Origin of the sequence: Pseudomonas sp. Sample_9 (assembly GCF_004307535.1) — a bacterium.
Classification (GTDB): Bacteria; Pseudomonadota; Gammaproteobacteria; order Pseudomonadales; family Pseudomonadaceae; genus Aquipseudomonas; species Aquipseudomonas mercuritolerans.
In genome coordinates this window covers 1-2488 of sequence record NZ_RAZO01000276.1, presented here as the reverse complement: position 1 = coordinate 2488, position 2488 = coordinate 1, and the positions used below count along the sequence as shown (strand labels likewise).

At 62.0% G+C, this 2488-nt stretch carries 2 protein-coding genes; both read right to left on the bottom strand.

The features are described 5' to 3' along the window. Positions 1-956: CDP-6-deoxy-delta-3,4-glucoseen reductase (locus D6877_RS15215; RefSeq protein ID WP_130911330.1), on the bottom strand; the 956-nt coding region annotated here is incomplete at its 3' end. Then, complete coding sequence (gene ubiD / locus D6877_RS15210; protein ID WP_039757427.1) at positions 956-2422, bottom strand: 4-hydroxy-3-polyprenylbenzoate decarboxylase; 1467 nt, start codon at positions 2420-2422, stop codon at positions 956-958. The genes D6877_RS15215 and ubiD, both read right to left, overlap by 1 nt. Positions 2423-2488 lie beyond the last annotated feature (66 nt).

Sequence of the window (2488 nt, the reverse complement as noted above, 5' to 3'; positions counted from 1 at the left end):
GCGTAGGCGAACACATCGGCGCGCATCTGATGCGCATCCATGCCCGCCTCGACCAGCGCATCCAGGGTGCCGTAAACCATCGCTGGCGAACCGCTGGCATAGACATGTAGCGGCTTCAGATCAGGGAAATCTTCGCAAACCGCCTCGTGCAGCATGCCGCAGCGCCCTTCCCAGCCGCACTGGTCACTGACCACTTTGTGCAGGAACAGATTGGGCAGCTTCAGCCATTCGTCCCAGTGTTCGATCTGATAGAAATCTTCCGGGCGGCGCACGCCCCAGTACAGATGCACCGGATGCTTGAAACCTTCAGCGCGGCAATGCTCGATCAAGGCATGAATCTGGCCCATGCCGGTGCCAGCGGCGATCAGCACCAGCGGACCGTCAGGCAATTCGGCCAAGTGGGTATCGCCAAAGGGCAGCTCGACACGCACCAGCGGGTTGCGTTGCAGCTGTTCGATCAGGCTCAACGCACTGGCTTCGCGCGCCAGCACGTGAATTTCCAGATCACGCCCGCCGTGGGGTGCCGAAGCCATCGAGAAGGCGGATTTCTCGCCGCTCTCGCGCTCGATCATCAAATACTGCCCGGCGTGATAACGCGGCGGCTTGCCGGCCGGTGCACGCAGACGCACGCGCCAGGTGTCGCCACCGACCTCGCGACACTCGATGACCTGACACGACAGGCTGCGCACCGGCAGCTCACCCAATGCGAGTACGTCATCCCACAGCAGCACGCAGTCTTCCAGCGGTGCGGCGATGCAGGTGTAGAACTCGCCATGATCGTGGACTTTGCCGGCCTGCTCGACGCGGCCGTCCACCAGCAGCGCTGCACACACATGGCAATTGCCGTTGCGGCAGCTTTGCGGGCAGTCATAGCCCAGGCGCCGCGCACCGTCGAGAATCCGCTCACCGGGCTGTATCTCGAGCACGGCTCCGGAAGGCTGCAAGGTTACACGCATCAATCTATTCCTAACTGATTCCAGATGGCATCGATCCGTTGGGTGACGGCGTCGTCCTTGACGATCACGCGGCCCCACTCGCGGGTGGTTTCGCCCGGCCACTTGTGGGTGGCATCCAGGCCCATTTTCGAGCCCAGGCCGGAAATCGGCGAGGCGAAGTCGAGGTAGTCGATCGGCGTGTTGTCGATCATCACCGTGTCGCGCTTGGGGTCCATGCGCGTGGTGATGGCCCAGATCACGTCGTTCCAGTCGCGGGCGTTGATATCGTCGTCAGTGACGATAACGAACTTGGTGTACATGAACTGTCGCAAAAACGACCAGACGCCGAGCATCACGCGCTTGGCATGCCCCGGATACGACTTCTTCATCGTCACCACAGCCATGCGGTACGAGCAACCTTCCGGCGGCAGGTAGAAGTCGGTGATCTCCGGGAACTGCTTCTGCAGGATCGGCACGAACACTTCGTTCAGCGCCACGCCGAGAATCGCCGGCTCATCCGGCGGACGGCCGGTGTAAGTGCTGTGATAGATCGGTTTGATCCGGTGAGTAATGCGCTCGACGGTGAACACCGGGAAGCTGTCGACTTCGTTGTAGTAACCGGTGTGGTCGCCATACGGGCCTTCGTCGGCCATCTCGCCCGGATGAATCACGCCTTCAAGAATGATTTCGGCGGTGGCCGGCACTTGCAGATCGTTGCCACGGCACTTGACCAGTTCGGTGCGGTTACCCCGCAGCAGACCGGCGAAAGCATATTCCGAAAGGCTGTCCGGCACCGGCGTCACGGCACCGAGAATCGTCGCCGGATCGGCGCCCAGGGCCACGGACACCGGGAACGGCTGGCCCGGGTGCTTCTCGCACCACTCGCGGAAATCGAGGGCGCCGCCACGGTGGCTGAGCCAGCGCATGATTACCTTGTTGCGGCCGATCACTTGCTGGCGGTAGATACCGAGGTTCTGGCGTTCCTTGTTCGGGCCTTTGGTGACGGTCAGGCCCCAGGTGATCAGCGGGCCGACGTCGCCGGGCCAGCAGGTCTGCACCGGCAACATCGCCAGATCGACATCGTCGCCTTCGATGACCACTTCCTGGCACACCGCGTCTTTGACGACTTTTGGCGCCATCGAAATGATCTTGCGGAAGATCGGCAGTTTCGACCACGCGTCCTTCAAGCCCTTCGGCGGCTCCGGCTCCTTGAGAAAGGCCAGCAGCTTGCCGATTTCGCGCAGCTCGCTGACCGACTCGGCGCCCATGCCCATGGCCACGCGCTCGGGGGTGCCGAACAGATTGCCGAGCACCGGAATGTCGTAACCGGTGGGCTTCTCGAACAACAGTGCCGGGCCTTTGGCCCGCAGCGTGCGGTCGCACACCTCAGTCATCTCCAGCACCGGCGAGACGGGAATCTGGATGCGTTTCAACTCTCCGCGCTGCTCAAGCTGCTGCACGAAATCCCGAAGATCCTTGAATTTCATTGACGATGGCACCCTCAAAATAGGCGTACATCCTACCTGCTCTGACGGGCAAACAGCAGCCCGTCA

Excerpts from the sequence above, each read along its gene's own strand:
- ubiD (WP_039757427.1), bottom strand. The coding sequence starts at position 2,422 with ATGAAATTCAAGGATCTTCGGGATTTCGTGCAGCAGCTTGAGCAGCGC.